This is a genomic window from Arthrobacter oryzae, from assembly GCF_003634095.1.
Classification (GTDB): domain Bacteria; phylum Actinomycetota; class Actinomycetes; order Actinomycetales; family Micrococcaceae; genus Arthrobacter; species Arthrobacter oryzae.
This window is the reverse complement of sequence record NZ_RBIR01000001.1, coordinates 61,117-86,842: the sequence shown is the minus strand read 5'-3', so window position 1 is coordinate 86,842 and position 25,726 is coordinate 61,117. Positions and strand designations below refer to the sequence as shown.

The following is a 25,726-nucleotide window of genomic DNA, read 5'->3' as shown; positions in this document are numbered from 1 at the left end:
CCTAGGTCATCCTGGTGGCCTAGGTCATCCTGGTGGCCTAAGTAATTTCGGTGTACTTAGGTGATCTTGGTGCCGGTGCCCGGGGACCAGGAGATCCGACCGCCCTGAAATTTCTGCGCGACGCTGCCGCCGCCGGTGGGGAACTCGTTGGTTGTGGGATAGCCCAGCCGTCCCCTTTCGTAGCCTTGGGTGCCCCAGGCGGCCCGAATGGCACCCCAGGTGGCGAACGCCCCCACGCCGGGAGCGTAGTGGATAGTGCCGCCCTGGAACCCCTGGTAGCAACCGCCGTTGCGCAGCCCACAGATTTCATTGCTGAGCGGGTACCCGAGTTTGCCTTTTTCGTAGCCCACCTTGCCCCACGCGGTCCGGATGCCGCCCCAGGTGGCGAACGCCCCCACGCCCGGAGCGTAGTGGATGGTGCCGCCCTGGAAGCTCTGGTAACAACCGCCGTTGCGCAGCCCGCAGACTTCGTTGCCGGTCGGGTACCCCAGTTTGCCCTTTTCGTAGCCCACTTTGCCCCAGGCGGTCCGGATGCCTCGCCAGGTGGCGAACGCCCCCACGCCCGGGGCGTAGTGGACGGCGCCGGCCTGGAAGCTCTGGTAACAACCACCCTTGACCAGGCCGCAGACGATCGATGCGGTCGACGATCCAAGGGCCGGCTTCGCGGCCGCAGCCGCCTTGATCGCGGTGGCGGCCGCCGCCGGGACCGTCACTCCCCCGCCTCCGCCGGGGAGCGTACCGGGCACCGGCCCCGGAGTCTCGGAGCCGCTGTTGACGATCACATCGTCGGCGTAAATGTCGCCCATCTGCTGATCGTGCTCGGCCCCGAGTTGTAGTTTGTCGAAGGTCGTCGCGCTGATGTTGACCGTTTGGGCAAACACGGATTTGCCGTCCCACCAGATCTGCAACCCGGTGGCCGCACCTTTGGGTACGACGTGCATTACCAGGTGATGCCAGGTGCCCAAGGCGACAGTTGGCACCAGAGTGTTGTAGACGTACGGCTGCGCGCCCGTCGTCCCGAGCGTCCGGAGCACGAGGGCGTGGCTGGCGTTGTCCCGGAAGACGTCGGCATACCTGATGCCGCCGGAGAAGAAGCGGAAATACGGAACGTTGTTCCCCGCTACGCCCTCTTTGGTGATGTCGAACCAGCCGTCCGCGTACGCTTCCTTCATCCCGGAGGCCAGCCCGACCGACATATTGGCGATTGAGCCCTTGTCCGTCGTTGCATGCAGATATGCCGAGCAGCCCGGAGAGTGCGAAAAGGCCGAGGAGACGGACACCGTTCCCGTGACCGCGGTGAAGGAGGTGAACGGCGACAAGGAGCCCGACTCAAAGTTCGTGGCAGCCGCTGTGGTCCCGGGATAGGGATCGGCGGGCGCCGGCGTGCCCGATGTGCAGGCTGCGGCTGCTAAAGCCGGCGCGCCGTTAAATGCAAGCGACCCCGCCAGCGGTATGCCGAGCGCAATGGCCAGAAACAGTCGAAAGAGTTTTCCCATCAGTCTGCCCTCCCCCATCTTGATCTGTAGTTCAGCTCCCGGGATGCAGCCGGCGCCGTTCGATGCTGAACAGCGAGCCAATACTGAATAGCGAGCGGGCTAAGCCGCTCCAAACCCCAGGTCCGCTTGCCCCGGTCCATGGAGTCCGTGCAGCAAATTACGGCGCGGGTGTGCCGCCGTGCGGGAGTGCGTATGTGATCAAGGGGATGGTCCGATTGCACATGTGAGAGACCCGCTTCCGACAGCCCAGTTGCGCCTGGCAACTGGCGATGACCACCACCCTAAGGGCGGAGACTTTTGGGCACACGCGTAACCAATACTCGAGTTCTGGCGACGGCCATGTGGCCGCTACTTGAATGGGCGCAGGGGGCCACGCGGGACAACTCGGATCTGTACGGAGTTTCTACCCGGGCCGCCGCTGCTCAGATCATTCTGACGACTCAGATCTTCTTGACCACTCAGATCTTCTTCACGACGCTGGACTTGAGCTGCATGGGGCCTACCCCGTCCACCTTGCAGTCGATGTCGTGGTCACCCACGCCGTTGACCAGACGGATGCCGCGGACCTTGGTGCCGACTTTGATCACGGTCGAGCTGCCCTTGACCTTCAGGTCTTTGACCACTGTGACGGTGTCGCCGTCGGCGAGGACGTTGCCCACCGCGTCCTTGACGACAGCGGGCCCCGGCGCGCCGGTGCCCGTGTCGGTCTCCGCGGACGCTGCCCATTCGTGAGCGCACTCTGGGCAGACCAGGAGCGCCCCCATTTCATAGGTGTATTCGCTGGAGCATTCGGGGCACGGAGGCAGGGAGTCGTTCACCCGACCAAGTTTAGTCGCCCCCGTTGCACTTTAGCGTTGACTTCGCTGGCGGACCGCCCCGGGTGGGAGCGTGTCAGAACGGGTTCAGCAGCCGGTCCACGAACTGCCGGGTCCGTTCCTCCCGCGGGTCACGCAGGACGGTGTCCGGGTGGCCGCGTTCGACCACCACGCCGCCGTCCATGAAGATGACTTCATCGGCCACCTCGCGGGCGAATGCGAGTTCGTGGGTGACCACCACCATGGTCCAGCCTTCGTCCGCCAGTTCCTTGATGACGGACAGGACCTCGCCCACCAGCTCCGGGTCCAGCGCCGACGTCGGCTCGTCGAAGAGCAACAGCTGCGGGCGCAGGGCCAGTGCCCGCACGATGCCCACCCGCTGCTGCTGGCCGCCGGACAGCTCGAAGGGATAGCTGTTCTCCTTGTCGGCGAGGCCGACCCGGGCCAGCAGCTCCCGCGCGTCCTGGATCGCCTCGGCCTTGGGCCGCTTCTGCACCTGGACCGGGCCCTCGATCACATTCTCCAGGACGGTCTTGTGCGGGAAGAGGTTGTAGTGCTGGAACACCATGGCGCTGCGGTCCCGCAGGGCGGAAACCTGCTTTTTGGCCGCCGGAGTGGAGAAGTCCACGGTGAGTTGCCCCGCGAACTCCGCGACGCCGGCGTCAGGCACCTCGAGGCCGTTCAGGCACCGCAGCACGGTCGTTTTCCCTGATCCGGAGGGCCCGATCAAGGTGACAACTTCGCCGCGGCGGACCTCGAGATCGATGGATTTGAGCACAACATGGTCGCCAAAGGCCTTGCGCAGGCCTGTGACCGTCAACAGGGCGGCGTCCGGCGTGGCGGAGTCCGGCGTCGGCGTTTCAGTGGGCGACATAGCGGTCCAATCTCTTCTCAAGGGCGGATTGTCCGCCGGCCAGGACGAGGCAGATGACCCAGTAGATCACGGCCGCTTCCAGGTACAGCAGCATGAACTCCTGGCTGAAGGCCGCCACCTGCTGCGCAACGCGGAACAGCTCGGTGACGAGGATCAGCGAGGCCAGCGAGGTGTCCTTGACCAGGCTGATGAAGGTGTTGGACAGCGGCGGGACCGATACCCGGGCGGCCTGCGGCAAGATGATCCGTACCAGCGTCTGCCGGCGAGACATCCCGATGGTGTGCCCGGCCTCCCACTGCCCCTTGGGGACGGACAGGATGGCCGCCCGGATGACCTCGGCGGCATAGCCGCCGACGTTCAGCGAGAACGCGATGATGGCACTGGGCCAAGGGCTGATGGTGATTCCGACAGAGGGCAGGCCGTAGAAAATGACGAACAGCTGGACCAGCAGCGGGGTTCCGCGGATCACGGAGATGTAGATCCTTGCGACCGCGGAAACCACGCGATTGCGGCTCAGCCGCATGAGGGCGACCAGCAGGGCCAGCAGCAGGCCCAGGCTGAACGACGCCAGCGCCAGCGGAATCGTTCCCGTAATGGCTCCCGTCAGGAGGGGGCCCAGGGAAGACCAGACGAGATCCCAGTGGATATTCATGCCGGCACGCGGCGTTCCTCAGCGGCCTGCACCGGGCTACTTCGAGACGTCGGCGTCGAAGTACTTCTTGGAGATCTTCGTCAGGGTCCCGTCCGCGGCAAGCTCCCCGAGGGCCTTGTTGATGGCTTCCGTCAGGGTGGTTGATCCCTTGCGCATGGCGAAGGCGCTCAGCGACTTGTCCGTGGTTTCCGCGGCAATCTTGATGCTGCCGTCATCGTTGGTCTTCTGGGAGTCCAGGTACGTCAGTTTGTCGTTGATGGTGGCATCGACACGGCCCTGCTTTAGCAGCGTGATCGCCTGGGCCCACCCCTCCACGGCCTCGACGTTTGCCCCGCTCTGCTGGGCCAGTTTGTACCAGTTGCTCGTCAGGGACTGCGCGGTGGTCTTGCCCTGCAGGTCCTGGAAGGAATTGATGCCGTTGTTGTCCGACTTCGTGACGATCACGCCCGTGCTTACCGTGTAGGGGGTGGAGAAGTCGTACTTCGCCTTGCGTTCGTCCGTGATGGACACCTGGTTGGCCACGACGTCGAACCGTTTGGCCTCGAGTCCGGCGAAGATGGCGTCGAACTGCGTCTCCTGGTACGCCGGCTTCACGCCCAGCTTCGCGGCGACGGCGTTCATGATTTCCACGTCGTATCCGGTCAGCTCGCCGCTGCCGTTGGCGTGGAACGTAAACGGCTTGTAGGTGCCTTCCGTGCCGACCTTGAGCACGCCTGAGCTCTTGACGTCGCTCAGGGACGTGTCGGCGCCGGCCGCCGGCGCCGAGCTGGACGGAGAGGTGGACGCAGACCCGCAGCCCGCGAGGGCGAGTCCTGCTGCTGCGATGAGGCCGATAACGGAAAGTCCTGTGCGCTTCATGATGGTCCTTAGTCGTGGAGCCGGAAATGGCCTTCCAGCAAAGCCGCATGGCGGCCGTCTCCTAGCGACGATAGCAAGCTCCCGCTCGGGGTGAAGACCCTAAATGACAGATTGTTACGTCCGGTCCTGAGACGGTCTTGACGGATGCACCTTCAAGGCAGCCTGAAAATCGCTGGATGCAAAAGGGCACAAAAAAGGGAACCACCGTCTCCGGTGGTTCCCTTCGTTCGTGGAGCTGAGGGGACTCGAACCCCTGACCCCCTGCATGCCATGCAGGTGCGCTACCAGCTGCGCCACAGCCCCTCATTTGCCGGGAAAACCGTCTTCCCTGAAGCAACCTGAATAGCCTAAACCAGAATCGCCGCCTGCGCCAATCGGCGGGGCGGCCGGTGACTTTCTTTGCCCGGCATGGCCCCGCGGCGACCGCATGGCACCTTTTCGGACAGAATGCGGACACAAAAAAATCCGCCGGAATCTTTCGATTCCGGCGGATTATCCGGTGGAGCTGAGGGGACTCGAACCCCTGACCCCCTGCATGCCATGCAGGTGCGCTACCAGCTGCGCCACAGCCCCGAATTTTCGCTGCCCCGGCCACGTCTAGTGACGAGTGAAGTTCCGTCTTCCGCCGGATCTCCCCGAAGCAACTCAAATATCTTAGACCAGCCATTCCGAAAATTCCAAATCGGGCATATTCGCCCATTTCGGCACGGCCGGCGAGCCCGCTGACTACTCCGTGTCGGTGCTGGCCGCGGCCTTGGCGGACACGTCGTCGCCGAGCTGAAGATCGACCACCGGGCAGTCCTTCCAGAGCCGCTCGAGGGCGTAGAAGACGCGGTCTTCCTCATGCTGGACGTGGATGACCACGTTCGAATAGTCCAGCAGCACCCAGCGTCCGCCGGAGCGGCCCTCGCGGCGGACCGGCTTCTGATCGAACTTGGCGAGTTCGTCTTCGATGCCGTCCACGATTGCGTTGACCTGGCGCTCACTCGGGGCCGAGGCGATCAGGAAGACGTCGGCCAAGGCCAGCCGCTCGCTGACGTCCAGGGCCACGATGTCCTCGGCAAGCTTCTCCGAGGCAGCGCGGGCTGCATGGCGGGCAGTAGTGATGGATGAATCGGTTGCAGTCACGGGACTCCTTGTAGTGATGAAAATTCTGGTGATAAAAATTTCTGGCGATCAAAGCGGTGAAAATGTGCGGTCAAAGAGTCGAACCTTGGCCGCCTCACAGGGAAGCTCTGTTCGAGCGCCGGGGCGCGAAGCCGGGCCCGATGGCTGGACTGGCGCTCCGCGGTGGTAGGCACGGGCTGATCTCCCCTAGCGGGCCAGCCCGGTGACAATCAGCGTGATGCCGGCGATGAGGGCAACTACCCCGAGGGCCAGGACGCCCAGCTGCAGCATGCGCAGACGACGTGCCCGGCCCAGGCCGGCCGTGGCCGCGTCCAGGGGATCGAGGCCGTAGGCCGAATGCGCGGCCACGGGCTGCCCGCCAACCACATTCTCCTCGGTTGCCCCCGCGGCATCCGCCGGCCGTGCGGTGCCCGCTTTGGCGGCCGCTTCTGCCCGGGCCAGGACGCCGGCCCTGCCAGCGGCAGAACCCGTAGCAGCGGCCGCGGCCCGCTGGCGTGACAGTCCGGGGCGCCTCAGGCCGGGTTTGCGCGGCGCGTCCACCCGGGGGCCCGGGTTGGTCACGACCGGCACATACGACGTGGCAGGGCGCTTCATGACGGGCCGATCCACGCCGGGGACCTTCTCAAACTCCAAAGGTGTCACCATGGCCAGGTTGTTGGCCGTGGTGGGATCATTCCGCGGCGCTGCCGGCTGGCTGTTTTGCTCGGCGAGCTTCTGCTTGGCAGCCGCGCGGCGGTTCAGCACCGCGGCCCGCTCGGCCATGGCGATCTGCTCGGCCAGGATGGCCGGATCTACTGCGTCAGGATCCGTGGCCGCGATGGGCTCCATCTTGGCCATTTGGTTCTTGGCCTGCTCCACGAGAAGCTCGCGCGCGGCCAGGGCCTGCTCCACGGTCATGTCCTGAGGCGTTGTACCGCCGGGTCCGACGCCGTCCGCCGCCGGGGCTGTGTCGTTCCGGCCGGCGTCCTTCACAGCCGGGGGGACAACCGGGGTAGCCCGGGTCCGCGGCGAGGACGGGACAATGGTGTTGGCCTGGGTGGCGGGGGCAGTCTCGGCCGCGAGCTGCAGCAGCCGCAACTGGCGGCGCGTGGGCGGCCCTCCCTGCGCCAGGTGGCCTTCCTTCTCAGCCAGTTCCTTGATGGTCCGCAGCGCGGCACGGTCCCGCGCGCGGACCTGAGAGGACCGCTCCGCGCCGGCGGGCACGGAGTCCGCGGGGGCGTCGGGCACGGAGTCCGCGGGGGCGTCGGAGACCCGACGGCTGCGGCCGGTGATCTCGGCCTCGGTCGGCTCGCCGGGTCCGGCAGTGTCCAGGCGTTCATCTCTGGCCTGCCGCAATTCGCGGCGGCTGCGGATGGGAGGCTGTTCCTGACTCATGGCAAACTCATTCAGTGCTGGCTGGTTGGGTTATCTCGAAGGCTGGATCGTGCTGTGCGGGGTCGGGCTCCGCGTCGTTCCCGGTCCTGCTGGTCTCCGCGTGACGGGCATCGAGGCGGACAGCGTCGTGACGCGTGTGGTACAGCCCGTACTTTGCGATGTACTGGACGACGCCGTCGGGGACGAGATACCAGACGGGGTTGCCCTCGGCCACTCTGGTGCGGCAGTCCGTGGAGGAAATGGCCATGGCCGGGACCTCCAGCAGGCTTACGTCTTTGCGGCCCATGCCGTCCAGGACATGCCCGGGCCGGGTTACACCCACAAAGTGCGCGAGGGACCAGAGTTCATCGATGTCTTTCCAGGACAAAATCTGGGCCAGGGCGTCGGCGCCGGTGATGAAGAAGAGATCGGCGTCCGGGCGCAGGGTGCGGAGATCGCGCAGGGTGTCGATCGTGTAGGTCGGGCCCGGACGGTCCACGTCCACCCGGCTCACGGTGAAGCGCGGGTTCGAGGCCGTCGCGATGACGGTCATGAGGTACCGGTGCTCGGCTTCGCTGACCTGTTTGGCCATCTTTTGCCAAGGCTGGCCGGTGGGGACGAACACGACTTCGTCGAGCTCGAACTTGGCCGCGACCTCGCTGGCCGCGACTAGGTGTCCGTGATGGATCGGGTCGAACGTGCCGCCCATCACACCCAGACGCAGGCGGCGCTTAGCGCCGCGCTGCTTCATGGTGGCGGAAATATTAGTGGCCTTGGCTGTGATCGTGCTTGTTCGGGTGCTGGCGGTGCGGGTCCGAGTGCTCTTCGACGACCTCGTGACGCCGGCCCAGGTTGGAGTAGGACAGCGTGATCAGCAGCAGGACGACGAGGAGCAAAAACATGGAACCGCCAATGACAAACGGCGGTGCAATGAGCGGCGCGAGTTCCTCGTGGCCGGATTCGCCGGCTGCGGCGACGAAAGTGGCGATCTGCTGCGACAGCATGTTCTCCCCTAGTGAGTTTAAGAATTGACGACGGCGGAGGTGTCCGCCGTTCCGGTCTTCCGTTCCATGTTACAGCGTTGCTAGCCCCGGATCTGGCCCTCGCCCTGCACGATCCATTTGGTGGTGGTCAGCTCGGTCAGCCCCATGGGGCCGCGGGCATGCAGTTTCTGGGTCGAAATCCCCACCTCGGCACCAAGGCCAAGCTCGCCGCCGTCGGTAAAGCGGGTGGAGGCGTTGACGATCACGGCCGCGGAGTCGATTTCGGCGATGAACCGCTCGGCGTTGGCGAGGTCGTTGGTCAGGATCGCTTCCGTGTGCCCGGTCGAGAACTTCCGGATGTGCCGGAGCGCCTCGTCGAGGCTGTCCACCATGGCCACGGCCAGGTCCAGATCCATGTATTCGGTGGCCCAGTCCTCGTCCGTGGCTGGCACGGATTCGATCGACGCCGGCAGCGCGGCACGGATGCGCTGGTCCACGTGCAGCCTGACCCCGGCAGCCCGCAGTGCGGCCGCGACGGCGGGGAGGACGGTGGACTGGGAGTGGACCAGGAGCGTCTCGACAGTATTGCAGACGCTGGGCCGCTGGGTTTTGGCGTTGAGGAGGATGTCCACGGCCATGTCTTCCCCGGCCGAGGCGTCCAGGAAAATATGGACGTTACCCTCGCCGGTCTCGATGACCGGGACGGAGGAGTTTGTCACGACAGTCTGGATGAGCTCGCGGCCGCCGCGGGGAATGAGCACGTCCACGCGGCCCCGCGCCCGCATGAGGGCGTTGGCGCCGTCGCGGCCGTACTGGTCGACGGTCTGGACGGCGTCCGCCGGCAGGCCCACCGATTCCAGGGCATCCCGGAGGGTAGTGACGAGGGCGGCGTTCGTGGCGGCGGCGGCGGACCCCCCGCGCAGGATCACGGCGTTTCCGCTCTTGAGCGCCAGTCCGGCAATATCCACCGTGACGTTGGGACGGGCCTCATAGATGGCGGCAATCACGCCCATGGGTACGTTGATCTGGCGGAGGCGGAGCCCGTTGGGAAGGGTCTGGCCCCGCACCACGTTCCCGACCGGATCGGGCAACGTGGCCAGATTTTCCAGTGCCGCGGCGAGGGCGGTGATGCGCGGCTCGTTCAGGGTCAGGCGGTCCAGCAGCGCGGCGCCCGTGCCGCCGGCCCGGCCGGCCGCGACGTCCTTGGCGTTGGCGGCCAGGATGAGGTTCTTGTGTTCCAGCAGGGCCTTGCCGATGGCGCGCAGGCCCCGGTCTTTCCAGGCGCGGTTGGCGTGCGCCATCTTCCGGGCGGCGTTACGGGAGCGGTCCGCGATCGCATGGACGGCAGCTTCGATTTCCGCCGGCGTGGCCGCGGCCCCCGCGGGGGCAGGGTCCGGTGCGCCGTCAAATCCCCGGGCGGACCCGGGATTGCCGGCCGGGACGTTGGTGTCGGGCGCGGCGGCGGGCACGGATGCGGAAGTCAGGGCCTCAGTCATGGTTCCAGTTTAGGCGAGCAGGGGTCCTAGACCAGCACCAGATCGTCAACATGAACAACTTCGCGGTCATATCCGCGGCCCAGCGCCTTGCCCAGTTCGTGCGTGGAGCGGCCCAGCATTTGCGGCAGCTCAGCGGCGGAATAGTTCACGAGGCCGCGCGCGATCACGGTGTTGTCGGCGGACACCATCTCCACGGCGTCGCCGGCTTCGAAGCGGCCCTTCACTGCGGCTATTCCGGCCGGCAGCAGCGAGGTGTGGCGGTCGCGGACGGCCGTGACGGCGCCGTCGTCGAGCACCAGGGTGCCCTCCACGGAGGCGAGGTGCGCCAGCCAGAGCAGCCGGACCGGCTTGCGGGCGCCATTGACGGCGAACCAAGTCCCCACATCCTTGCCGGCCAGTGCGGCGGCAGCGTTCCCGGTGGACGTGACCAGGGCGGGGATGCCCGAGCCCGCGGCGATGGTGGCCGCTTCGACCTTCGTGACCATTCCCCCGGTGCCGGTCCCGGCTTTGCCGGTGCGTCCGATTGTCACCCCCTCGAGGTCTTGCGGACCGGCCACATGGGAGATGCGCTTGGCGCCGTGTGCGGGCGGACCGTCGTAGAGGGAGTCGACGTCGGAGAGCAAGACGAGGGCGTCGGCGCGGACCAGGTGGGCCACGAGGGCCGCGAGCCGGTCGTTGTCGCCGAAGCGGATCTCGTGGGTGGCGACGGTGTCGTTTTCGTTGACCACGGGCACGACGCCGAGGCTGAGGAGCCGGTCGAGGGCGCGCAGTGCGTTGGTGTGCTGGCTGCGGCGCATGAAGTCTTCGGCGGTGAGGAGCACCTGGCTGACGGTGACGCCGTGGGCTCCGAAGGCGTGGGTGTAGCGGGCCATCAGCAGGCCCTGGCCCACGCTCGCGGCGGCCTGCTGGGTGGCGAGGTCGCGGGGACGCTTGGCCAGCCCAAGCGGGGCGAGCCCGGCGGCGATTGCGCCGGAGGACACGAGAATGATCTCCGTGCCTGCGTTGCGCTTGTGGGCGAGGGCGTCCGCGAGGTCGGTCAGGGCCTCTTCGGAGATGCCGCCCTTGATGGACGTCAGTGAAGACGATCCGACCTTGACGACCACCCGGCGGGCAGCAGACAGCACGGACCGGTCGGGGGCCGGGATGAACGCAGCGGGGTCCGTTTCACGGCGCGGATCCGTTGTTGCTGCCGCACCGTGCACAGTGACGGTTTTACTCGTCATCTGTTTCGCCCAGTCCACTCTCCTTGAGCGGCTTGGGCCGACGCCCGCTGACGGACTCGGTCCAGATCCCGGCCTTGCGCTCGGCTTCGAGCTCGGCGCGGGCGGCGGCCTTGGCCTCGCGGCGTTCGACCTGCTCGTCGCGCTTCTGTCCGCGGGTGGGGCGGTCGCCGATGTCGGCGAAGCGCACGTCAGTGCCGCGCGGTGCGGCGAGGAGTTCGGCGCCGGCCATCATGGTCGGCTCCCAGTCGAAGACGACGCCGTCGTCTTCGCCGATGACGACCGTGTCGCCCGGCACGGCACCCTGCTTGAAGAGTTCGTTTTCGACGCCGAGCTTGGCGAGGCGGTCCGCGAGGTAACCGATCGCTTCCTCGTTGGTGAAGTCGGTCTGCTTGACCCAGCGCACGGGCTTGTCGCCGAGGACGCGGAACAGCGGCTCGAGGTTCTTCTCTTCACGGCGGATCGTGAAGCCGGATTCGTTGACCGCGCGGGGACGCAGCACAGGGGCCTGCACCTTCGGCGGGGCGGCGGCGAGGGCGTCGCGGGCGGCCTGGACGATTTCTCCCATGGCAAAGCCGAGCTGGCGGAGGCCCTCGTGGCTGGTGGCTGAGATCTCGAAGACCTTGTAGCCGCGGGCTTCGAGTTCGGGCCGGACGAACTCGGCCATGTCCTTGCCGTCGGGCAGGTCGACCTTGTTCAACGCGACCAGCCGGGGGCGGTGGTTGAGCGGGACGACTTCGCCGTCGGTTCCGCTGTAGCTCATGTCCACAGCGTACTTTTCGAGTTCTGCTTCGATGATGGCGAGGTCCGAAAGCGGGTCACGATCCGATTCGAGGGTGCCGCAGTCCAGGACGTGCACCAGGGCGGCGCAGCGCTCGACGTGGCGCAGGAAGTGGTGGCCCAGGCCCTTGCCTTCGCTGGCGCCTTCGATGAGGCCCGGCACGTCGGCGATGGTGAACCGGACGTCGCCGGCCTGGACGACGCCGAGGTTCGGGATCAGGGTGGTGAAGGGGTAGTCGGCGATCTTGGGCCGCGCGGCCGACATCGCGGCGATGAGGCTGGACTTGCCGGCGGAAGGGAAACCGACGAGGGCGATGTCCGCGATGGACTTCAGTTCCAGGACGACGTCGCTGGACTCGCCCTCGATGCCGAGCAGCGCGAAGCCCGGTGCGCGGCGCTTCTGAGAGGAGAGCGAGGCGTTGCCGAGGCCGCCGATGCCGCCGGCGGCAGCGATGTATTCGGCGCCTTCGGTGACGAGGTCGGCGAGGACTTCGCCCGACTTGGACTTGACCACGGTGCCAACGGGCACCGGAAGGATCAGGGTCTCGCCGTGTTTGCCCGCGCGCCAGTCGCCCATGCCGGGACCGCCGTTGGTGGCGTGCCGGTGGGGAGCGTGGTGGTAGTCGAGCAGGGTGGTCGTCTGGGGGTCGACGCGCAGGATGACGTCGCCGCCGTTGCCGCCGTTGCCGCCGTCGGGACCGCCGAGCGGCTTGAACTTCTCGCGGTGAACGGAGACACAGCCGTGGCCGCCGGTACCGCCGGATACGTGCAGTACTACCCGGTCTACAAAGCTAGCCACGTGGATCTCCTCAGTGCTGTTCCCCGGGTTCCCAAAGGGACCCAAGATGATTGTAATGCGGTTAAAACACCGGTGGAGCGGACCTATTGGCCCGCCCCACCGATAAAGAACGTGTTGTTACTCTGCAGCTGCAGCAGTCACGATGTTCACAACGCGACGGCCACGGCGGGTGCCGAACTCGACAGCACCGGGGGTCAGGGCGAACAGGGTGTCGTCGCCGCCGCGGCCTACGCCTGCACCCGGGTGGAAGTGGGTGCCGCGCTGGCGGACGATGATCTCGCCTGCGGAAACTACCTGGCCACCGAAGCGCTTGACGCCGAGGTACTGGGCGTTGGAGTCACGACCGTTGCGAGTGGAACTCGCGCCTTTTTTATGTGCCATTTGGAATGCCTGCCTTCAAAAATTCTGGGGAATCTGCTGGAACCTGAACAGTAACGAGGAGTTACTTGATACCGGTGATCTTGACCTTGGTCAGTTCCTGACGGTGGCCCTGACGCTTCTTGTAACCGGTCTTGTTCTTGAACTTCTGGATGACGATCTTCGGACCACGAAGGTCTTCGAGGATCTCAGCCGTAACCGTTACCTTGGCCAGGTCCGCAGCAGCAGACGTGACTTTGTCACCGTCCACCAGGAGCAGTGCGGGCAACTCAAAGGTGCTGCCGGCTCCACCGGGGACGCGGTTCAGGGTAACGAAGTCTCCAACGGAAACCTTCTCTTGGCGGCCGCCTGCGCGGACAATCGCGTACACCACTGGGGAACTCACTTCTCTCGACGTTTATTACTAGATTTGCGTGCGGAACCTGGGCCCAAATTGTTTGAACCGGCTCACGCTGTGCCTCAACGCCGGTGGATTCCCCGGGGGAACCCATGAGCTACCCCCGGAACAAATCCATTTGGAATTCCAAACAGACTGTTCTCAGGGTCATAACCCAAGTGTTGGCGTAAGCACCGAAGATCTAGAATACGCTAATTTTGCCTTCGGCCGCAAATGAGGCTGGTTCCGGCGGGTAGTCCGTGATAGGCGCCACACCGCAGTGATGCAGTGGTCTCGACAGGATCTTGACCATGCTCTCAACGATGTGAAGCCGCAACGACTACCGGAACCGTGCCCCACCATCCTACCGGCTGCGAACGCCCGGTCGGTTCAGGCGTGCAGCCTCGGCGCGTCGAAGAAGTCCACCTCGTACCGCGAAGACTGCCGGAATGCCAGCGCCATGGCCTCCCGCTCGCCGTCCGAGGCGCGCCTGGCGGCCGCATCCGTGTAGGCAATCGCCTGCCGGGTTGCGGCGGCAAAGTCCTCGTCGGCGTAGGTCCGCAGCCAGGCCGCGTAGGGGTGCGCCTCCGGTGCGCCGGCGGCCAGGAACTCCCGGTGCAGGGTGGAGCCGACCTCGGCGTAGAGCCAGAAACACGGCAGCGCCGCGGCCGTGAGGACCCCGTAGCTGCCGGACACCGAGGCGGCCAGCAGGTGGTCCACGTAAGACTTGGTCACCGGGCCCAGGACGGGTGCCGTGGGGCGGGTCCGCAGCCAGGAGCGGTGGAGTTCGGACTCGACTTCCAGGCAAGTCTGCGCCGAACGGGCCCAGAACAGCTGTTCCGCCTCAGTCGGGGCGATGGCGGCGGCGCGGGCCAGGACCCGTGAGTAGCCGTTGAGGTAGATGGCGTCCTGGGCCAGATAGTAGGCGAACTCGTGCTCGGGCAGGGTTCCGTCGGCCAGCCCGCGGATGAACTCCAGGCCGTAAATGGCCGCCAGATCGCCCGCGGCCCCGGCGCGCAGGGCTGCGGCGAACTCACCTTCCGCGGGACCCTGGCTGTGCCGGCCGCCAGGGCCGTGTGCGGGTCCCTGCACGTGATGGAAGTGATGAACCGGGCCGTTGCCGGTGCCGACCTCCAGGGCCGACGCCTCGCGGAGCGCGCCGAGCAGCCACGGCTTGACCTCGCGCAGCGCCGCTTCCCAGTCCCCCACCCGGGCCTGCACGGTGGCCATGGCCGAGGACAGCGAACAACCGGTGCCGTGGCTGTTGCGCGTGGCGATCCGCTCCCCCGGCACCACCACGGTCTCCTGGCCCAGCAGCCCGCCGGTGTTGACCAGCGCGTCCGGGCACCCCGCGCCCGGGCCGGTCCCGCCACCGGCGTCGCCGCCGGGGCGTCCGTCCCCGGGGACGGCGTCCTCGGACGGGCCGGCCGGGAGGTGTCCGCCCTTGACGAGGACGGTGGTCCCGGTCCGGGCGGCCAGCCGCTTGCCCTGGGCCAGGGCCTCCGCCCAGTCCTCCGCGGCAGGCTCCTTGAGCAGGATGGCGAGCTCGGCGAGGTTCGGCGTGATGAGGTCCGCCAGCGGCAGGAGCGCCTGCAGGGCAGCCTCGGCCGACTCCTGCAGGAGCCGGTCGCCGCTGGTGGCGACCATGACCGGGTCCAGGACCACGACGGCGGGGCGCACCTTTTCGAGCCAGCTGTGGACGGCGCCGATCACCGCGGCGTCGCCGAGCATGCCGATCTTCACCGCATCGATGACGATGTCGTCGCTGATTGCGTCCAGCTGTGCGGTGAGGAACGCCGCCGGGGGCACGTGGACGGCGCGCACGCCCTGGGTGTTTTGCGCCGTGAGGGCCGTGATGGCGGCCATGCCGTAGCCGCCGTTGGCCGCAATGCTTTTCAGGTCGGCCTGGATCCCGGCCCCGCCGGACGGGTCCGAGCCGGCGATGGCCAGCACGCGGGGAATGCGGGGCGGCGCGGCCGGACGCGTCCCGGCTGGCAGGTACCCGGGCAGAAACCCGCTGGGCAGAAACTCGGACGGATTCGATGGTGCGGGCACGTCAGACATCCCTTCGCCGGTGCTAACCGGACAGGTTCAACGGGTCTGGATCTCAGCCGGCCCGATGCGCGGCACCCCGTGTCAGGACTCCAGCCTAGCCGCTGCGGCCGGGCTGACCGGTTAAGCCGGGACGGGCCCGGCTCGGAGCGGACGTATGTTACGTCCGGTCCGGGCCGGGCCCGCTGCGCGTTCAGCCCGAGGTCTGACAAGGCGTGAAAAGTGCCCGGTCAGTGCGGCCCAACGGCTACGGTCCTACGGCTGCGGGACTACAGTTCCGAGGCCGGCACCCCGACCCCGAGGATGATCGGCTCGTTCCCTGCGGGGATGCCTGCCGGCTTGGCCGCGGCGGGCGCCTTGGCCTCGTGCACCGTTCCGGCCGCGGCGGAGCGGGTCGCCTCGCGATGCTCCACGGACGTCTCGTTGGCCGCCCCCTGGGCTCGGCTGGCGCTGCGGTTGCGGCGCCCGCGGCGGCCGCGCGGCGTCGCGGTGTCCGAAGCCGCCGCTGAAGCCTCGGCAGCCGGTACGGCTTCCGGCGCCTGGGCGGGGGCGGTGGCGGATGCGGGTGCCTGCGGAGCCGCGGCGTCCCGGGTCTGGCCCTGCTTGGCTGCCTCGGCATCGCCCAGGTTGGCGAAGGCCTCGGTCAGCAGATCCAGGGTCAGGGACGGTGCCGGCGTGTCCTCGCCGTGCTCGACGAAGGGCAACGCCACTTCCTCGCCGCCGAACGTCAGCACGGTCGCGGGCCGGCCGGCCGCCTCCTCCGTGGCCGCGAACTTGGTCACGGCGTCGACGGCGGCCTGGCGGGCACCGGCGTCGCTGACGGCGGCTGCCTCACCGTCGTGCAGGTGGGCGGCGTGTGCCGCGGCGGCGATGTTCGCCAGCGCGGCACGCGTGGCTTCAGCCTTGGCGTGGCGTTCTGCCTCGGTGGGCTCGGCGTGGACGGCGGCCGGCGTGGACGGCACGGACTCCGGGCCCTGGCCTCCCCGGCCGCGACGCCGGCTCTTGCGCTCGGTCCGGGCGGCAGGCGCGGCCTCGGCGCGCGGCACGTAGTGCTCCGCGGCGACAGTGTTGGCACGGCGGTGCTCGACGGGCTCGTCATGCGTGACGATTCCGCGGCCAGCGCAGGCTTCACACTGCTCGCCGAAGACTTCCAGCAACCCGGTGCCCATTCGCTTGCGGGTCATCTGCACAAGGCCCAGCGAGGTTACCTCGGCCACCTGGTGCTTGGTGCGGTCCCGGCCCAGGCACTCCACCATGCGCCGCAGCACGAGATCGCGGTTGGATTCGAGCACCATGTCGATGAAGTCGATCACGATGATCCCGCCGATGTCGCGCAGGCGCAGCTGCCGGACGACCTCCTCGGCCGCCTCCAGGTTGTTCTTGGTGACAGTTTCCTCGAGGTTGCCGCCGCTGCCGGTGAACTTGCCGGTGTTGACGTCCACCACGGTCATGGCCTCGGTGCGGTCAATCACGAGGGAACCGCCGGAGGGCAGGAAGACCTTGCGGTCCAGGGCCTTGTGGATCTGCTCGTCGATGCGCCAGGCAGCGAAGATGTCCGTGTCCTTGGTCCACTTCTCCAGCCGGCCCACGAGGTCCGGCGCCACGTAGGTGACGTAGGCCTCGATGGTGTCCCAAGCCTCCTCGCCGGAGACGATCAGCTTGGAGAAGTCCTCGTTGAAGACATCGCGGACAACCTTGATGGTCAGGTCCGGTTCGCCGTAGAGCAGCTCCGGGGCCAGGATCTTGGTCGACGTGGCCTGACTCTCGATCCCTTCCCACTGTGCGCGCAGGCGGTTGATGTCGTGCGTCAGCTCTTCCTCGGACGCGCCCTCGGCCGCGGTGCGGACAATGACGCCCGCGTCCTCGGGCAGGCGGTCCTTGAGGATCCGCTTCAGGCGGTTGCGTTCGACGTCGGGCAGCTTGCGGGAGATGCCGGTCATCGAGCCGCCGGGCACGTACACGAGGTAGCGGCCGGGCAGCGAGATCTGGCTGGTGAGACGGGCGCCCTTGTGGCCGACCGGGTCCTTGGTGACCTGGACCAGGACGGAGTCGCCGGACTTGAGCGCGTTCTCTATCCTGCGCTGCTTGCCTTCGAGGTTGACGGACTCCCAGTTCACTTCACCGGCGTAAAGCACGGCGTTGCGGCCGCGGCCGATGTCCACGAATGCGGCTTCCATGGAGGGCAGCACATTCTGGACCTTGCCCAGGTAGACGTTGCCGATCAGGGAATCCTGCTGGGTCTTGGACACGAAGTGCTCGGCCAGGACGCCGTCTTCGAGGACGCCGATCTGGATTCTGTCGTCGCGCTGGCGGACGATCATCTGCCGGTCCACGGATTCGCGCCGGGCCAGGAACTCTGCCTCGGTAATGACTGTGCGGCGGCGGCCGGTGTCCCGGGATTCGCGGCGGCGCTGTTTCTTGGCCTCGAGGCGGGTGGAGCCCTTGACCGAGGTGACGCGGTTGTTGACCGGCGTCTCGGCCAGCGCACGCGGGGCGCGGACGCGGGTCACGGTGTTGGGCGGATCGTCGTCTCCCCCGCCGGTCAGCTCCAGGTCCTGTTCGCCGCGGCGGCGACGACGGCGCCGGCGGGAGGTCACGCCGTCTTCCAGCGTGTCTTCCTGGCCCTCGTCGCCCTCTTCGTCCGTGCCTTCAAGGGAGCCTTCGGCGTCGGTGCCGGACTCGGCGGAGGTGCGGGTGCGGCCCCGCCGTCCGCGGCTGCGGCGGCGACGGCGGCTTCCGGCGTCCTCGTCCTCGTCGCCTTCTTCCTCCTCGGCCTCCGCTGCTGCGGCAGCGGGCACCGGGCGCACCACAGTGCTGAGATCGGGGGCCTGGAAGATCACGGATGTGAGGGTTCCGGGTTCCATGAACAGGGATGCGGCCGGGCTTTCCACCGGCTGGTCCGCCTCGGCGGCCTGCGCCGTCACTGGTGCCTTCGTTGTCGTTTCTGCTTTCGCGGGGGCTTCTTCGGCGGCTGCCTCTTCGGCGACGGCTTCCTCGGCTGCCGCTGCGGAAGCTTCCTCGGCCTTCGGGGCGGCCTTCGCCCGGCTGGCCCGGCGCCGGACCGGCTTCTCCGCGGCGGCGCCGGCGTCGGCGGTCACCTCGGCTTCGGCCGCTGCCGGGGCCGTGGCAGCGGCGGGGGCAGTGGTGGCTGGCTCTTCGGCGAACGCGGGCAGGGGTTCCGGTGCGGCAACCGGCTTGCGGGCGCGGGTGCGCCGGGCGGGTGCCTTTGCCTTGGTCTCGGGTGCAACTGTCTTTTCGACTGATTCGCCGGCGACGGGTTCGTCCGAGCCGGCCTCAGCGGCCAGGGCGGTGGCTTCGGCCACGGCCTCCGCGGCCGCGGCGTCGTCGACCTTCGGGAGGGGTGCCTTGCGGCGGGTCCGGACGGCCCTCTTCGGCGCGACCGGAGCGTCCGCGACTGCGGTGACAGTCGTCTCTTGAGTTCCCTCGGCAACTACTAGTTCTTCGTTACCGGCTATAACCTGGTCATTATCCATATGTGGCGACACTCCTGCCCCTGATGCGCCGCCACATTCGGCGCCCGTTGGGGCAAATATGCGTCAACACCCGCAGGCATTGACAGAAGTCAATTGGATACCCTCAGGTTCGCACCGGCAGTGGGGTGCGGCAGCCCTGGAGGGCCGGCGAGATTGTTTGTGGAACCCGTTGACCTACACGCCACAACCAGGTGCCGTCCAATGGCATTGCGGGACAGCTGGGATCAGTGGATCCTCAGCTCCCTGCTCATCATTGGCGGTCTTGAAACAAAATCGCCGGACCGGAATCCGGATGTGGATCGGGTTCCAGCCACGTTCATTGTCTCACAAGCGCCGTCAAAGCTGGCGTAGGCGGCCCCGGAAGTGAATCAGCCGCCGCCGAGGGAGGCGACCGGCGGGCCCCCGGCGGCCTCTTCTGCTGCGGCGCCCAGCCTGCGGCGTTAGAATCAGGGCCAGAAGCACCCGGTCAAAACGATCAAAAGAGGACCTAAATTCCATGCCCAGCATCTCCAGCACCGCCGGCGACGCGACCGTGCACCAACCGGGGTCCGGCGCGGCCCCGGAGGCCCGGTCACTTCCCAAGATGACCCGTGACCGCCCCTTCGCCTGGCTCCTGCTGCTCACCGGCGCAATCGGCTGGCTCGCCTCCGGCGCTCTGGTCCTGGAGAAGCTGGAGGTCCTGAAGGACCCGCACCACGTCACGGTCTGTGACGTTAATCCGTGGATCTCCTGCGGCCAGGTCATGCAGACGCCGCAAAGTTCCGTGTTCGGCTTCCCGAACATGTTCATCGGGATTGTCGCCTTCGCGGTGATCATCACCACGGCGATGGGCATCCTTGCCGGCGCCAAATTCGCCCGGTGGTATTGGCTGGGACTTCAGGCGGGCGTGACGCTGGGCTTCGCGTTTGTGGTCTGGCTCTGGTCCCAGGCCCTGTACGCCATCCACATCCTCTGCCCGTTCTGCATGATCGTCTGGGCCATCATGATTCCCTTGTTTGTGTGGGTGAGCGTTCGCAACATCTCCCACGGCGTGATCGCCCTGCCCGCCGGCCCCACCAAAGTTCTGGGCGACGCCGGTTGGATCATCACGGCGCTGCTGTACGTCGCCGTCATCGCCACGATCTTCTTCGCCTTCATCCAGGTCTTCATCGGGACCTCCGGCTACTGAGCAGACGCAGACGCCGGGAGGCGACAGATAAGGCCAATGTCCGCACGCGGACATTGGCCTTATCTGTTTATCGGCGGATGCGGGCCAGGGAATCCCCTAGAACCAGATCTTGATCTCACGCTCGGCGGACTCCACCGAATCCGAGCCGTGGACCAGGTTCTGCTGGACCTTCAGGCCCCAGTCGCGGCCGAAGTCGCCGCGGATGGTGCCGGGCGCCGCCGTCGTCGGGTCCGTGGTGCCGGCCAGGCTGCGGAAGCCCTCGATCACGCGGTGTCCCTCAAAGATCGCGGCGACCACGGGGCCGCTGAGCATGAATTCAACCAGCGGCTCGTAGAACGGCTTGCCGACGTGCTCCTCGTAGTGCTGCTCCAGCAACTCGCGGGTGGCGTCGACCTTCTTGAGCTCGGCCAGGGTGTAGCCCTTGGCTTCGATCCGGCCGAGGATGGTGCCGGACAGGTTGCGGGCGACGCCGTCGGGCTTGATCAGGACGAGGGTGCGCTCAATGCTCACAGCTGCTCCAATGTGTTGGGGTGGGGGTTCGGGTCAAGTCTACGGGGTGCGTGCTACGCGTTCCGGGCACCGGCCTCGGGCGATTGATCCGGCCCGCTGTCAGCCGGGTGGGCCGCATCCCAGTCGGCCTGCTCGCGCTCCCGCTGGGCCGCTTCCCGGTCAATCCGGATGCCGGTCCGGATGCCGTACCACCAGGCAACGGCGAAGAGCGCCCCCACCAGGTACATCGCCGGTTCCACGATGCCGGCCAGGATCAGGACGAGCTGCAGGATCCAGCCCAGGGCCACCCCCCACGGTTTGGAGAGGACGGCGCAGGTGAACACGAACACCAGGCACAGCCCGATCCCCACGGAGAAGACCAGGCCGGCAGGAAACTCGTTCCGGTGCAGTCCGAAGACGGCCAGTGTGCCGAAGAGCACCACGAAGGCTTCCAGCAGCAGAACCGTGGACGCGAACATGACTTTGGTGGAGCGCCGCTTTTTGGGCATGCCCGGGCGCCATTCGCGCTGGGCTTTGGTGAGCTTGGCCATCGCTTACGCGTCCGCCTTTCCCAGCAGGATCCGGGCGTCCGCGACGAGCGTGATGGAACCGGTCACGAGGACCCCGCCAGCGAGTTCGTCATCGGCCTCGGCGCGTTCCACGGCCCATTCGATGGCGTCATCGAGCTTCGCGGCGACATGGATGTTCTCCTCGCCGAAGCCGAGGTCAACCGCGATCTCGGCGAGGTCCTCCGCCGGCACGGCACGGGGCGAGTTGGACTCGGTGAAGCAGTATTCCGTGGCGAGGCCGCCCAGGGATTCCTTGAGCTGGCGGAGGATCTCCTCGGCGTCCTTCTCCCGCAGCACGCCGACCACCACCACGAGCTTGGTGAAATTGAAGGCCTCGTGGATGGCCTCGGCGGAAACCCGGATGCCTTCCGGGTTGTGTGCCGCGTCGACGATGATGGTCGGCGAGGTGCGGACCACCTCGAGCCGGCCCGGGGAGGTGACAGAGGCGAAGGCCTCCTGGAGGATCTCGGCGTCGATCGCCTTTTCGCCGCCGAAGAATGCTTCCAGCGCGGCGATCGCGACGGCGGCGTTCTCGGCCTGGTGCGCGCCGTGCAGCGGCACCAGCAGGTCCTCGTAGCGGCCGGCGATGCCCTGGATGGTGACCATCTGGCCGCCGACCGCGACGGTGCGGGATTCGACGCCGAACTCCACGCCCTCGAAGCGGAACGGCACGTTGACCTCCTTGGCCTTCTCCAGCAGGACCTGGGCCGCGTCAACCGGCTGCGCCGCGCTGACGAGGAAGCCGCCGGGCTTGATGATGCCGGCCTTCTCGTAGGCGATGTCCCCGGTGGTGTCGCCGAGGAGTTCGGTGTGGTCCAGGGAGATCGGGGTGACCACGGCCACCTGGCCGTCGCCGACGTTCGTGGCGTCGGTGATGCCGCCCAGGCCCACTTCGATGACGGCGACGTTGACCGGCTGGTCGGCGAAGACCGCGAAGCCCAGGATCGTCAGGGCCTCGAAGTAGGTCAGCCGGGGCTGGCCCGCGGCCTCGAGTTCGCTGTCCACGATCTGCAGGTACGGCCGGATCTCGTCCCAGATCCGGACGAAGGTCTCGTCCGGCACCGGGGCGCCGTCGATGCTGATCCGTTCGGTGACCTTGGACAGGTGCGGGCTCGTGTAGCGGCCGGTGCTCAGGCCGTGGGCGCGCAGCCCGGCCTCGATCATCCGGGCTGTGGAGGTCTTGCCGTTGGTGCCGGTGACGTGGATGATCGGGAACGCCTTGTTCGGCTCCCCCAGGATTTCCATGGCCCGGAACAGCGGGGCGAGCCGCGGCTCCATCTTGTTTTCCGGCGCCCGGCCCAGCAGCTCGGCGTAGACGCTTTCTACGGAGAATTCGTCGGTCATGGCTTAGGCTCCAACTTTCTTAGCAACACTGACCTGCGGTTCCTTGACGTCGGCCGTCACGGTTTCCAGCTCGATGGTCAGGGTTTCGGTCTTGACGAGCTCGGCGTTGGCCAGCAGGGCCTCGACGACGTCCGGCTTCGCCGTGACGGAGGTGCTGATGCGGTCGCTGACATTTAGTCCGGCGTCCTTGCGGGCCTGCTGGATGGCGCGGACCATGTCACGCGCCATGCCTTCGGCCTCAAGTTCCGGGGTCACCTCGGTGTTGAGGACCACGAAGCCGCCGCCGGGGAGCACGGCCGCTGCGCGCGACCCTTCGCCCTCCGCGGCTTCCGCCACGACGGTTTCCAGCGTGTATTCCTGCGGTTCGAGCTCGAGGCCGCCCGCGGTGACCACCCCGGCGTCGCTGACGGACCAGTCGCCGGACTTGGAGCCCTTGATGGCCTGCTGGACGTTCTTGCCCAGGCGCGGTCCCGCGGCCCGGGCGTTGACCACGAGTTTCTGCTCGATGCCGAACTCCTCCGGGGAGGCGGCGTCGGCGTCGAGCAGCCGGACGGAGCGCAGGTTCAACTCATCGGCGACGACGCCGGCGAAGCCTCCGAGCGCGTCCGCGCCGGGTGCCACAACGGTGAGTTCCTGCAGCGGCAGGCGCACGCGCAGGTTCGCCGCCTTGCGCAGCGAGGAGCCGGTGGAGCAGATCTGCTGCACCCGGTCCATCGCCTCGACCAGTTCCGGATTGGCCGGGAACAGCTCCGCGTCCGGCCAGTCGGCCAGGTGGACCGAGCGGCCGCCGGTAAGCCCGCGCCAGATCTCCTCGGAGATCAGGGGCAGCAGCGACGCCGCGACACGGCACACGGTTTCGAGCGCCGTGTAGAGGGCGTCGAAGGCGTCGACGTTTTCGTCGAAGAAGCGCTGGCGGCTGCGGCGGACGTACCAGTTGGTGAGCATGTCCAGGTAGCCGCGCAGCTCGTCGCAGGCGCCGGAGATGTCGTAGCTGTCCAGCTGGGCGGTCATGTTCCGGACGAGCTCGCCCGTGTTGGCCATCAGGTACTGGTCCAGGGTGTCGGCGTAGCCGTCGTAGCGCAGCTTCGCATCGTACCCTCGCCCGCCGGCTGCTGCATTGGTGTACAGCGTGAAGAAGCTGTACACGTTCCACAGCGGCAGGATGACCTGCCGGACGCCGTCGCGGATGCCCTGCTCGGTGACCACGAGGTTCCCGCCGCGCAGGATCGGGCTGGACATGAGGAACCAGCGCATGGCGTCGGAGCCGTCCCGGTCCAGGACCTCGGAGACGTCCGGGTAGTTGCGCAGGCTCTTGGACATCTTCTGCCCGTCGGAGCCCAGGACGATGCCGTGGCTGATGACGTTGCGGAAGGCCGGGCGGTCGAACAGCGCGGTGGAGAGGATGTGCAGCATGTAGAACCAGCCGCGGGTCTGGCCGATGTACTCGACGATGAAGTCCGCCGGGTTGTGGGTGTCGAACCATTCCTCGTTCTGGAACGGGTAGTGCACCTGGCCGTAGGGCATGGAGCCGGAGTCGAACCAGACGTCCAGGACGTCCTCGACGCGGCGCATGACGGACTGGCCTTCTTCCGGGGTGCGGGGGTCATCCGGGTTCGGGCGGGTGAGCTCGTCGATGAAGGGCCGGTGCAGGTCCACCTGGCCGTCGTTGTTCAGCGGCAGGCGGCCGAAGTCGGCCTCGATCTCGGCGAGCGAGCCGTAGACGTCGGTGCGTGGGTAGTCCGGGTCCGTGGACTGCCAGACCGGGATGGGGCTTCCCCAGTAGCGGTTGCGGCTGATGGACCAGTCGCGGGCGTTGGCGAGCCACTTGCCGAACTGGCCGTCCTTGACGTTGCCCGGGATCCAGTTGATCTTCTGGTTCAGCTCGGACATGCGGTCCTTGAACTTGGTGACCTCGACGTACCAGGAGGACACGGCGCGGTAGATCAGCGGGTTGCGGCAGCGCCAGCAGTGCGGGTAGCTGTGCTCGTAGCTGGCCTGGCGGACCAGGCGGCCCTGCGCCCGGAGCACCTGGGTGATGGGCTTGTTGGCCTCGAAGACCTGCAGCCCGGCGATCTCGGCGAGGTCGCCGTGGCCGAAGAGCGGCAGGAATTTGGCGCCCTCGTCGACCGAGAGGACCACGGGGATGCCGGCCTCTTCGCAGACCTTCTGGTCGTCTTCACCGTAGGCGGGGGCCTGGTGGACGATTCCGGTGCCGTCGGTGGTGGTGACGTAGTCGGCCACGAGGAAACGCCAGGCGTTCTCGGTGCCGTACTTCTCGGCGTCGTGGAAGTAGTCCCAGAGCGGCTCGTAGCTCAAGCCTTCGAGCTCGGCGCCGGTGTGGCGGGAGGTGACCGCGGCTTCCGCTGCGGCCGCGCCCTCGGCGCCGTCGCCGTAGCCGAGGTCCTTGGCGTACGCGCCCAGGAGGTCCGCGGCGAGCAGGAAGCTCCCCGTGACGGGGGCATCGGCCGCGGCGGCCTTGATCCCGTGCGGGCCGGCAGGCAGGACCACGTAGCTGATGCCGGGTCCGACGGCGAGCGCCAGGTTGGTGGGCAGCGTCCAGGGCGTGGTGGTCCAGGCGAGCGCCTGCACCCCGGCGAGCTGCCGGGACAGCCCGGACTCCCCTGCCGTGATGGGGAACGTGACGGTGACCGTCTGGTCCTGGCGGTTCTTGTAGACGTCGTCGTCCATGCGCAGCTCATGGTTGGACAGCGGCGTCTCGTCCTTCCAGCAGTACGGCAGCACGCGGTAGCCGTTGTACGTCAGGCCTTTTTCGTGCAGCTGCTTGAAGGCCCAGAGCACGGACTCCATGTACTCCACGTTGAGCGTCTTGTAGTCGTTCTCGAAGTCCACCCAGCGGGCCTGGCGGGTGACGTAGCTCTTCCACTCGTCGGCGTACTTCATCACCGAGGCACGGCAGGCGTCATTGAACTTGTCGATGCCCATGGCCTCGATCTGGGTCTTGTCCGTCATCCCCAGCTGCTTCATGGCTTCCAGCTCGGCCGGCAGCCCGTGGGTGTCCCAGCCGAAGCGGCGCTCCACCCGGCGTCCGCGCTGGGTCTGGTAGCGGCCCACAAGGTCCTTGGCGTAGCCGGTCAGGAGGTGGCCGTAGTGCGGCAGGCCGTTGGCGAACGGCGGGCCGTCGTAGAAGACGAATTCGTTGCTGCCGGGCTTTCCGCCAGGAAGATCAGAATCACGCTGGTCGATGCTGGCCTGGAAGGTGCCGTCCTGGTCCCAGTACTTGAGGATGCGCTCTTCGATCTCCGGGAACTTCACGGAGGCGGATACGCCAGCGGCGTTGGAAGCTGCGTTGGAAGCGGAGCTGGTGGAACCGGCGCCTGCGGGTGCGGCGGAGGCCTTGGGGTAGTAAGTCATCTCGACATCCTGGGTTGAGCGGCGAACACA

The 25,726-nt window shown here is 67.3% G+C and carries 21 protein-coding genes, 2 tRNA genes and 1 riboswitch; of the genes, 1 reads left to right on the top strand and 22 read right to left on the bottom strand.

The window, feature by feature from the left end:
* Positions 1-56 precede the first annotated feature (56 nt).
* From C8D78_RS00440 to C8D78_RS00355, 18 genes are all read right to left on the bottom strand, one after another.
* Positions 57-1,496, bottom strand: coding sequence for an LGFP repeat-containing protein (locus C8D78_RS00440; protein WP_147429501.1), 1,440 nt, complete (start codon positions 1,494-1,496; stop codon positions 57-59).
* Positions 1,497-1,954: 458 nt separating this feature from the next.
* Positions 1,955-2,314: a zinc ribbon domain-containing protein YjdM gene (locus C8D78_RS00435; RefSeq protein WP_120949937.1), complete on the bottom strand. Its 360-nt coding sequence runs from the start codon at positions 2,312-2,314 to the stop codon at positions 1,955-1,957.
* Positions 2,315-2,387: 73 nt separating this feature from the next.
* Entirely contained in the window at positions 2,388-3,185 is a 798-nt protein-coding gene (locus tag C8D78_RS00430; protein WP_120949936.1) for an amino acid ABC transporter ATP-binding protein, read from the bottom strand.
* Complete coding sequence (locus C8D78_RS00425) at positions 3,172-3,837, bottom strand: amino acid ABC transporter permease (protein WP_208641828.1); 666 nt, start codon at positions 3,835-3,837, stop codon at positions 3,172-3,174. Before C8D78_RS00425 ends, C8D78_RS00430 begins: the two co-directional genes overlap by 14 nt.
* 36 nt (positions 3,838-3,873) lie before the next feature.
* Complete coding sequence (locus C8D78_RS00420; RefSeq protein ID WP_120949935.1) at positions 3,874-4,695, bottom strand: amino acid ABC transporter substrate-binding protein; 822 nt, start codon at positions 4,693-4,695, stop codon at positions 3,874-3,876.
* Between the two features lie 230 nt (positions 4,696-4,925).
* Positions 4,926-4,998: transfer RNA gene (locus C8D78_RS00415), tRNA-Ala, on the bottom strand.
* Positions 4,999-5,195: 197 nt separating this feature from the next.
* Positions 5,196-5,268 (bottom strand) — tRNA-Ala (locus C8D78_RS00410).
* A gap of 153 nt (positions 5,269-5,421) precedes the next feature.
* A complete protein-coding gene (rsfS, locus tag C8D78_RS00405; RefSeq protein WP_120949934.1) occupies positions 5,422-5,823 on the bottom strand; it encodes a ribosome silencing factor in 402 nt (133 codons plus the stop codon).
* Positions 5,824-6,009: 186 nt separating this feature from the next.
* Positions 6,010-7,197, bottom strand: coding sequence for a hypothetical protein (locus C8D78_RS00400; RefSeq protein WP_120949933.1), 1,188 nt, complete (start codon positions 7,195-7,197; stop codon positions 6,010-6,012).
* A 7-nt stretch (positions 7,198-7,204) separates the two neighbouring features.
* Positions 7,205-7,885: a nicotinate-nucleotide adenylyltransferase gene (gene nadD / locus C8D78_RS00395; protein ID WP_244208239.1), complete on the bottom strand. Its 681-nt coding sequence runs from the start codon at positions 7,883-7,885 to the stop codon at positions 7,205-7,207.
* Positions 7,886-7,940: 55 nt separating this feature from the next.
* Positions 7,941-8,180, bottom strand: a complete 240-nt coding sequence (locus C8D78_RS00390) for a hypothetical protein (RefSeq protein WP_120949931.1) — start codon at positions 8,178-8,180, stop codon at positions 7,941-7,943.
* An 80-nt stretch (positions 8,181-8,260) separates the two neighbouring features.
* Complete coding sequence (locus C8D78_RS00385; protein WP_120949930.1) at positions 8,261-9,655, bottom strand: glutamate-5-semialdehyde dehydrogenase; 1,395 nt, start codon at positions 9,653-9,655, stop codon at positions 8,261-8,263.
* A gap of 26 nt (positions 9,656-9,681) precedes the next feature.
* Complete coding sequence (gene proB, locus C8D78_RS00380; RefSeq protein WP_244208165.1) at positions 9,682-10,878, bottom strand: glutamate 5-kinase; 1,197 nt, start codon at positions 10,876-10,878, stop codon at positions 9,682-9,684.
* The gene (gene obgE, locus C8D78_RS00375; protein WP_120949929.1) at positions 10,868-12,454 is read right to left on the bottom strand and encodes a GTPase ObgE; all 1,587 of its coding nucleotides are present in this window, start codon (positions 12,452-12,454) and stop codon (positions 10,868-10,870) included. The genes proB and obgE overlap by 11 nt, the downstream gene beginning before the upstream one ends.
* 117 nt (positions 12,455-12,571) lie before the next feature.
* Positions 12,572-12,835, bottom strand: a complete 264-nt coding sequence (gene rpmA / locus C8D78_RS00370) for a 50S ribosomal protein L27 (protein WP_120949928.1) — start codon at positions 12,833-12,835, stop codon at positions 12,572-12,574.
* Positions 12,836-12,896: 61 nt separating this feature from the next.
* Positions 12,897-13,205: a 50S ribosomal protein L21 gene (rplU, locus tag C8D78_RS00365; protein ID WP_018773353.1), complete on the bottom strand. Its 309-nt coding sequence runs from the start codon at positions 13,203-13,205 to the stop codon at positions 12,897-12,899.
* A gap of 393 nt (positions 13,206-13,598) precedes the next feature.
* Positions 13,599-15,218: a PfkB family carbohydrate kinase gene (locus tag C8D78_RS00360; protein WP_425266670.1), complete on the bottom strand. Its 1,620-nt coding sequence runs from the start codon at positions 15,216-15,218 to the stop codon at positions 13,599-13,601.
* 36 nt (positions 15,219-15,254) lie between these two features.
* Positions 15,255-15,352, bottom strand: a riboswitch (TPP riboswitch).
* A gap of 177 nt (positions 15,353-15,529) precedes the next feature.
* Positions 15,530-18,754 carry an Rne/Rng family ribonuclease gene (locus tag C8D78_RS00355; RefSeq protein WP_120949927.1) on the bottom strand — a complete coding sequence of 1,075 codons (3,225 nt, stop codon included), beginning with the start codon at positions 18,752-18,754 and terminating at the stop codon, positions 15,530-15,532.
* 496 nt (positions 18,755-19,250) lie between these two features.
* Here C8D78_RS00355 and C8D78_RS00350 point away from each other — a divergent pair, with 496 nt between their 5' ends.
* Entirely contained in the window at positions 19,251-19,922 is a 672-nt protein-coding gene (locus C8D78_RS00350; protein WP_120949926.1) for a vitamin K epoxide reductase family protein, read from the top strand.
* 96 nt (positions 19,923-20,018) lie between these two features.
* On the opposite strand, the gene ndk is transcribed toward C8D78_RS00350, so the two are convergent.
* From ndk to ileS, 4 genes are read right to left on the bottom strand one after another with little or no spacing between them, the layout of a single operon-like run.
* Complete coding sequence (ndk, locus tag C8D78_RS00345) at positions 20,019-20,432, bottom strand: nucleoside-diphosphate kinase (RefSeq protein ID WP_120949925.1); 414 nt, start codon at positions 20,430-20,432, stop codon at positions 20,019-20,021.
* A 53-nt stretch (positions 20,433-20,485) separates the two neighbouring features.
* Positions 20,486-20,962, bottom strand: a complete 477-nt coding sequence (locus C8D78_RS00340) for a DUF4233 domain-containing protein (RefSeq protein ID WP_120949924.1) — start codon at positions 20,960-20,962, stop codon at positions 20,486-20,488.
* Between the two features lie 3 nt (positions 20,963-20,965).
* On the bottom strand, positions 20,966-22,324 hold the full coding sequence (locus tag C8D78_RS00335; RefSeq protein WP_120949923.1) for a bifunctional folylpolyglutamate synthase/dihydrofolate synthase: 1,359 nt from the start codon (positions 22,322-22,324) through the stop codon (positions 20,966-20,968).
* Positions 22,325-22,327: 3 nt separating this feature from the next.
* A complete protein-coding gene (gene ileS, locus C8D78_RS00330) occupies positions 22,328-25,696 on the bottom strand; it encodes an isoleucine--tRNA ligase (RefSeq protein ID WP_120949922.1) in 3,369 nt (1,122 codons plus the stop codon).
* Positions 25,697-25,726: the final 30 nt, after the last annotated feature.

Excerpts from the sequence above, each read along its gene's own strand:
- C8D78_RS00440 (WP_147429501.1), bottom strand. The coding sequence starts at position 1,496 with ATGGGAAAACTCTTTCGACTGTTTCTGGCCATTGCGCTCGGCATACCG.
- C8D78_RS00430 (WP_120949936.1), bottom strand. The coding sequence starts at position 3,185 with ATGTCGCCCACTGAAACGCCGACGCCGGACTCCGCCACGCCGGACGCC.
- C8D78_RS00425 (WP_208641828.1), bottom strand. The coding sequence starts at position 3,837 with ATGAATATCCACTGGGATCTCGTCTGGTCTTCCCTGGGCCCCCTCCTG.
- C8D78_RS00420 (WP_120949935.1), bottom strand. The coding sequence starts at position 4,695 with ATGAAGCGCACAGGACTTTCCGTTATCGGCCTCATCGCAGCAGCAGGA.
- C8D78_RS00400 (WP_120949933.1), bottom strand. The coding sequence starts at position 7,197 with ATGAGTCAGGAACAGCCTCCCATCCGCAGCCGCCGCGAATTGCGGCAG.
- nadD (WP_244208239.1), bottom strand. The coding sequence starts at position 7,885 with ATGGGCGGCACGTTCGACCCGATCCATCACGGACACCTAGTCGCGGCC.
- C8D78_RS00390 (WP_120949931.1), bottom strand. The coding sequence starts at position 8,180 with ATGCTGTCGCAGCAGATCGCCACTTTCGTCGCCGCAGCCGGCGAATCC.
- C8D78_RS00385 (WP_120949930.1), bottom strand. The coding sequence starts at position 9,655 with ATGACTGAGGCCCTGACTTCCGCATCCGTGCCCGCCGCCGCGCCCGAC.
- proB (WP_244208165.1), bottom strand. The coding sequence starts at position 10,878 with ATGACGAGTAAAACCGTCACTGTGCACGGTGCGGCAGCAACAACGGAT.
- rpmA (WP_120949928.1), bottom strand. The coding sequence starts at position 12,835 with ATGGCACATAAAAAAGGCGCGAGTTCCACTCGCAACGGTCGTGACTCC.
- C8D78_RS00355 (WP_120949927.1), bottom strand. The coding sequence starts at position 18,754 with ATGGATAATGACCAGGTTATAGCCGGTAACGAAGAACTAGTAGTTGCC.
- C8D78_RS00350 (WP_120949926.1), top strand. The coding sequence starts at position 19,251 with ATGCCCAGCATCTCCAGCACCGCCGGCGACGCGACCGTGCACCAACCG.
- C8D78_RS00340 (WP_120949924.1), bottom strand. The coding sequence starts at position 20,962 with ATGGCCAAGCTCACCAAAGCCCAGCGCGAATGGCGCCCGGGCATGCCC.
- C8D78_RS00335 (WP_120949923.1), bottom strand. The coding sequence starts at position 22,324 with ATGACCGACGAATTCTCCGTAGAAAGCGTCTACGCCGAGCTGCTGGGC.
- ileS (WP_120949922.1), bottom strand. The coding sequence starts at position 25,696 with ATGACTTACTACCCCAAGGCCTCCGCCGCACCCGCAGGCGCCGGTTCC.